This is a genomic window from Streptomyces sp. YS-3, assembly GCF_045257485.1.
In the GTDB taxonomy this organism is placed as follows: domain Bacteria; phylum Actinomycetota; class Actinomycetes; order Streptomycetales; family Streptomycetaceae; genus Streptomyces.
In genome coordinates this window covers 1-6119 of sequence record NZ_JBJHPC010000438.1, presented here as the reverse complement: position 1 = coordinate 6119, position 6119 = coordinate 1, and the positions used below count along the sequence as shown (strand labels likewise).

6 protein-coding genes and 1 pseudogene are annotated in these 6119 nt (G+C 69.6%); 3 read left to right on the top strand and 4 right to left on the bottom strand.

Annotated features, from left to right (window positions below; translation table 11 throughout):
• The 4 genes from ACJA3G_RS27520 to ACJA3G_RS27505 form a co-directional block, all read right to left on the bottom strand.
• Positions 1 to 1283, bottom strand: a 1283-nt coding sequence (locus tag ACJA3G_RS27520) for an ATP-binding protein (protein WP_406555734.1), incomplete at its 3' end; no start/stop codon positions are given.
• 35 nt (positions 1284 to 1318) lie between these two features.
• Entirely contained in the window at positions 1319 to 2011 is a 693-nt protein-coding gene (locus ACJA3G_RS27515) for a hypothetical protein (protein WP_406555736.1), read from the bottom strand.
• Entirely contained in the window at positions 2008 to 2322 is a 315-nt protein-coding gene (locus ACJA3G_RS27510) for a DUF6112 family protein (RefSeq protein WP_406555733.1), read from the bottom strand. The genes ACJA3G_RS27515 and ACJA3G_RS27510 overlap by 4 nt, the downstream gene beginning before the upstream one ends.
• 139 nt (positions 2323 to 2461) lie before the next feature.
• Positions 2462 to 3598 carry a C40 family peptidase gene (locus tag ACJA3G_RS27505; RefSeq protein ID WP_406555732.1) on the bottom strand — a complete coding sequence of 379 codons (1137 nt, stop codon included), beginning with the start codon at positions 3596 to 3598 and terminating at the stop codon, positions 2462 to 2464.
• Between the two features lie 502 nt (positions 3599 to 4100).
• On the opposite strand from ACJA3G_RS27505, the gene ACJA3G_RS27500 reads away from it, so the two are divergent.
• The 3 genes and pseudogenes from ACJA3G_RS27500 to ACJA3G_RS27490 form a co-directional block, all read left to right on the top strand.
• The gene (locus ACJA3G_RS27500; RefSeq protein WP_393832092.1) at positions 4101 to 4856 is read left to right on the top strand and encodes a DNA-methyltransferase; all 756 of its coding nucleotides are present in this window, start codon (positions 4101 to 4103) and stop codon (positions 4854 to 4856) included.
• Between the two features lie 204 nt (positions 4857 to 5060).
• The gene (locus tag ACJA3G_RS27495) at positions 5061 to 5678 is read left to right on the top strand and encodes a DUF4913 domain-containing protein (RefSeq protein ID WP_406555735.1); all 618 of its coding nucleotides are present in this window, start codon (positions 5061 to 5063) and stop codon (positions 5676 to 5678) included.
• Positions 5675 to 6119: pseudogene (locus tag ACJA3G_RS27490) on the top strand (hypothetical protein); the annotation flags it as partial. The gene ACJA3G_RS27495 and the pseudogene ACJA3G_RS27490, both read left to right, overlap by 4 nt.

Below are 6119 nucleotides of genomic sequence, written 5' to 3'. Positions count from 1 at the left end.
GTGGTGGAGCCTGCCGGGTTCGACATGAACCCGCCGCCGGACGGGGAGCCTGAGCCGGGACCGCCCTGGCCGGGACCGCCCTGGCCGGGACCGCCGCCGAACTGGCCACTGGTGTCATCAGTGGCGCGCGTGGGCGGAGGCTGGACGGCCTTCTCCAGACCGCCCTTCATGCCCTGGCCACCCGAGCCGCCGCTCTCCTGACCGCTGCCACCGGTCGGGTTGGAGGCGATGTCGCCGGGGAATCCGCCGCCGGGCACCGCGTCGGGTCCCTGCGGGGCGGCGCCCGCTCCGGCTGCCGCACCGCCGGTTCCGGCGGTGGCCGCCATCGCGGCGGCCTTCCGGCCCGCGCGTTCGGTGTGCTGCCGCGCGAGCTGGGCGCCGGCACCACCCGCACGGTGCATGGTTTCGCCGTCCGAACCCTCTGCGGCCCAGTGCACGAACTTGAAGGTGGCGTACGGGCACAACAGGACCAAGACCATGATGACGATGCCGGACATGACGTCGGCGAGTGCGTCCAGGCCGTCCGCGGCCTGGGTCTTGCCCATGGCGGAGATGCCGAGCACGAAGATCACAGTCATCAGAAGCTTCGAGACGACCAGGGTCGCGGTCGCTTCGATCCAGCCTCGCCGCCACCGGCGGGCGGCCTCCCAGCCGCCGCCGGCACCGGCGAACACGGCCAGGGTGACCATGACAAGGATGCCGACCTTGCGGACCATCATCACGCACCAGTACAGGAACGCGCCGACGGCGGCTCCGACAGCGGCGAAGACGGCGACGAGCCAGCCCATCCCGGCCAGCGCGGGAATCGCGCTCACCTTCACGATGCGCCGGACCGCCGATTCGATCGACAGGTGCGACGCTTTGAACAGGCCGTCGGACAAGGCGTCGACGACTTCGATGGCGACCGTGGTCAGGGCGATGGCGCTGAAGGCGAAGATCACGCCGGATGCCGTGCCGGTGAATGCCTGGGTCAGGGCCTGGCCGTCGCGTTTCATCGCGGCGCGGACCAGCTGGGCGCAGAAGGTGGCGACGAGGATGATCAGGCCGATTGGCAGCAGCAGCTCGTAGTTGGATCGGAACCAGCCCGCGTTGAGGTCGACGCGGGTGGTGGCGTTGACGGCTTTGGCGGCGAGGTCGGCTGCGGCGGATGCGAGTTCGCCGGCGGACTTGGCCATCCAGTCGCCGATGACCTTGCCTGGATCGGTGGCGAAGTCGATGGCGCCCTTGGTGGCGCCGGCCATGCCGCACACTTTTTCGGCGAGGGGGATATCGCAGAAACCCACGGGGAGTTGGTCTCCTTTCGTGTGTCAGGTGCGGGTCACTGCGTGACGCCCGGTGCGATGGCGGCCAGGGTGCAGTCGTTGCCGGGGCGGCACTGGACGGCCAGGGTCACGGCGCGGTCCTCGGCTCCTGCGCCGCCCTTGTCCCAGGCGATCTGCTGCTTGCCGTTGACGGTGACGACGTAGATGTACGCCTTGGTGATCGCGGACGGGTCCTCGGTCAGGGCCGCCTTGAACGCGGAGGGGTAGTGGCCTTCGGTGACCGTCGCGCTGGCGTGCTGGGCGTTGTCGGCCATGCGCGACCACAGCGTCGGATCCGGAACCTGGGCGGTGACCGAGGTCCAGTCGGCGTACGTGACTTCCTTGGTCATCCACTCGTTCATGCCGGCGAGCTGCTGGTCGCGCGTCGTGTTGCGGGTGTCGTAGGACCAGAGCATCTGGGCGGCGGCCTTGGCGTAGGCCACCGGCTCGGCGACCTGCGGAGGCTTGGGCACCGACCCCGTCCCCTTGCCCGGCTTCGGCGCCTGCTCGGAGGGCGAGGCGCTGCTCGCCGAGGACGGCGTACCGGCTCCGGCTTCTGGGCCACTGCTGTCGTGGCCGGTGAAGAGCGCGACGGCTGCGGCGAGCGCCAGCAGGACGGTGAGGGTGATAGCGATGATCGCGATGCGGCGGTTGGCCGACCAGCCGACGCCGTAGGAGGACAGGGAGAGAGAGGGGAAACGTTTCATCAGTGGACCTGCGATCCCAGGGCGCTGAAGAACGCGACAATGCCATTGGCCGCGCCCAAGCCGAGGGCTGCGCCGGCGGAGACGAGTGCGCCCTTCTTGCCGTTGGCCTCGGCCTGGTGGCCGCCGGTGTGGTGGCCCCAGGCCCACACGCCGAGCGAGACGGCCAGGGCCCCGACGACGCCGATGATCCCGAACATGTTGATCGAGTTGACGACGTTCTTCAGCACGCTCAGGCCGGGAAGGCCGCCGCCCTGGGGTGAGATGCCGGGGTCGTAGGCGAGCCGGATGAAATGGTCTGACAGAGGCAGGGGCATGGGTGTGGCGGGACTCCTTGCGTGCGCAGGCCGCGTGCGGCCCGGCGAAGAGGGGAAGAGGCGGGAGGGGAAGTGGCGCGGACGGCGCCGAGAAGCGGCTGGCCAGGCCCGTGCGGTGCTTCCTGGCTGGTGGGCGGCGTCAGGTGACGCGGCGGGCGGCGAGAATCGCCCAGTCCTTCAGCGGGGTGATGCGGACCGGTTTGCCGGTGCGGGGTGCCTCGATGACGAGGCCCGCCCCCATGAACATCCCGACGTGTTCGGGTACGGCGGCACTGCCGCGGCTGAAGATCAGGTCGCCAGGCCGTAGCTTGTCGGGCGAGACGGCTTTGCCCTCGTTGACCTGCGTGTACGTGGTGCGGGACAGGTTGATACCGGCCTTGGCGTACGCCTGCTGCATGAGGCTGCTGCAGTCGCAGCGGCCCATCGGGTCGGGGCCGTGCGCGGCGGTGCAGTTGCCGCCCCACTGGTACAGCGTGCCGAGCTGGTGCATCGCCCAGTCGATCGCCGTACGCGCTTTAGGATCGGCGTCCTTCGGAATCGTGTAGCCCTTGGGCACGCTGCCCTCGGGGATACGCCCGTAGGAGGAGCCGTCCTCGGACGGACCGCAGCCGGAAGTTGGGGCCTTGGTGTCCTTCGACGTGTCGCCGTCCTTGGCGGGCTGATCCTTCTCCCCGCCGGGGAATGCGGCGGCGATGGCCTTCTGCAAAGCGGTGGCGAGCGGTTCCCACTGCGCGTACGCGTCCGGGAAGCCGGACCCCTGCACGGCCTGGGCGGCCTGGGTGACGGTCATCTGCTGCCAGCCCTTGACCTTCAGCAACGCCTTGTAGAAGCGCTCGCTGGCGTACACCGGGTCGCGGATCTGCTGGGCGGTGCCCCAGCCCATGCTGGGGCGCTGCTGGAACAGGCCGAGGCTGTCGCGGTCGCCGGAGGAGAGGTTGCGCAGGCGTGATTCCTGCATCGCGGTGGCGAGCGCGACGATCTGCCCGCGCTGGGGCACGTCGAGTGAGCGGCCGGTGGCGACGATGGTCTGGGCGTTGGGGACCTGCTCGGCGGGAAGGGTCAGGCCCTCGACCTTCACGTCCTTGCCGGACGCACCGTCGAGGATCTTCGTCACCTGCTGGGTGACGGCGTCCGTGTCGATGTCACCCAGGCATCTGCTGAAGGAGCTGGTGGTTTCGGCGGCTTCGCTGGAAGCGGCGGCCACCATCATGGCCGTGCCGGCGAGCAGCATGGGGGAGAGGAAGACGACGCCGATGCCGGCGGCTATCGCCTTCAATCCGGCACGCCTCCTGGCGGCGGAGTTTCAGGCAGGGGAGGGGAGAGAGGTGTCACGGGGCGTCCTTGAAGGGTGAAGTCCCGTCCGCGCGGGCGTGCTTGGGGAGGGCCGCAGCGGGCGGAAGCGGGTAGATCCACGGTCCGGGCGCACGCGGCGAGTTGCAACTCGCGATGCGTGCGGTGGCCAGGTTCAGGCGGAGCTGGGCATGGTGGACCTCGGTTCGGGGCGGGGAAGAGAGCCGCGGCGGTTGCTGCCGGGCTCCAAAACCGTAGCCACGGATTACCGGTGAGCGGCATAACGCTCCGTCAGGAAACAATTTCCCGGGAATTTCGCCCAACGGCACGGCTCCACCGGGAATCGTGCCCTACGGTTTGGGCTCCTCCCTCGCACACTCCGTATCGCGGACCGTGGGCACCGTCGTGCCCGCATCCTTCCGCCGGGTTTCGTGTGCGGGCCGGAGCAATTCAGCCCACTTTCACCCGAGCCGATTTGGGGTATCTCTTTGTCTTTTTCCCTGCACCAGGGCGACGCGCTGAGCGTCCTTGCGACACTGCCGGACCAGTGTGTGGACTCCGTCATCACCGACCCGCCGTATAACTCCGGCGGGCGGACGGCCAAGGAGCGCACCAGCCGCAGCGCGAAGCAGAAGTACACCTCGGCTGACGCGCAGCACGCACTGCCGGACTTCACCGGCGAGAACATGGACCAGCGCTCCTACGGCTTCTGGCTCACCCAGATCATGACCGAGGCGCACCGGCTGACCAAGCCGGGCGGCACCGCGCTGCTGTTCACCGACTGGCGCCAGATGCCGACGACGACGGACGCGTTGCAGGCGGCCGGCTGGCTGTGGCGCGGCGTACTGGCGTGGCACAAGCCGCAGGCCAGGCCGCAGAAGGGCCGTTTCACCCAGAACTGCGAGTTCATCATCTGGGGCTCCAAGGGTGCCATCGACGGCTCCCGCAACCCGGTCTATCTGCCCGGCCTCTACTCCGCCTCGCAGCCCAGCGGCAAGAACCGCCAGCACATCACCCAGAAGCCGGTGGAGGTGATGCGGGAGCTGGTCAAGATCTGTCCCGAGGCCGGCACCGTCCTTGATTTCACCGCCGGATCCGGATCCACCGGGGTCGCGGCCCTGCTGGAGGGACGCTCGTTCATCGGGGTGGAGAAGACCCGCGAATACGCCGAGATCGCGGCCGACCGGCTGACCCAGACCGTGCAACAGAACCTGTCCCAGGACGACTTCGACCTGTCCGCCTAGGGTTTTCCGGCACTCGGCGCGGGCGATAACGGACTGCTGACCCCATCTGGCCCCGTGCCGCGCGATGCGTTATAACACCGGATCCCCGGTTAGCGAAACCGGGGATTCTCCGGATCGTGGAGCCGTCATTCACACGCCAACGGCCGCGGCTGCAAGGAGACCCATTTCGTGCCCGAATCCATAGACATCTCCGACGACGGGGAAATGGAACCCGTCCGGCTGCCGGACTCGAATCTGGAGAGCGTCGAGGCCACCGTCCGCAAGCTCATGGAGCAGCAGGCCGAGCAGGCCCGCCAGCTCGACAGTCTCTCCGCCCCTCCGGACCCCTCGCCCTTCGCCGCGTTCGGCCTGCCCAGCCTGCCCGGGGTGCCCGGGGCACCGCTCCAGGCGCCGCCCGAGCCGCGCCCGATCCTGGAATTGGAGGGCGAGGAGTACGAGGACGAACTGGACGCACTGACGGACTGGGTCGACGGTTTCCTCATCGACACCTACGGCGCGGAGGTCACCACCGCCGCCCCGTGGTGCAAGCAGTGGCAGGAGCACGACGACGTCGTCGCCTGGCTCCACGCTCTGTGGATGGCCTACCTGCAGCACAAAGCCCCCGAGGCCGGGCCGTCCGGACTCTTCGTGTGGCACCGCGACTTCCTCACCCACTGCCTGGCTCACGTACGGGCGGCGGGCGGACCGCTCTCGGCCTGCCAGACCGACCCCGACCGCGACGCACACCGCCTGCTGCCCGGCCCCGCCTCCTCTCACCGCACGGCCCGTGCCGCCGCCGGCGGCCAGCCGGAGCCCGGCGAGCCGGACCAGGCCGCCGGATGAGCGGGCCCGAGCACCAGCCCGCCTTCGGTCTCTCATTCGACCCGCGCGCCCTGACCGACCTCCTGGCGGCCCCAGTCGACATCCGCGACCTGGCCCTCGCCCAGATCCAGGACGTGGTCAACGCCAGGAGGTTTGGCCCCAAACTGCTCGGCGAACTCGCCGACTACCGCAAGTTGTACGTCGACAGCCGCAAAGCCTGGCGCATCGTCTACGCCCAGCGCCCGGCTCCGCGCACCGCACCGAGATCCATGTGGTTGCCGTACGCCCGCGTGACCGCCACGAGGTGTACACCGTCGCCCGCAAGCGCCTGGGCATCACCCGGCGCCCCACCAGTGCGCTTGCTCACGCCGCCCGAACGAGCTCTCCGCAACTGGAGGCTCGCCGCGCACTGCCCAAGCCGGGTCCGCCGCCCTCCGCAGTGCCTGGTCTGCCCCGCCCCGC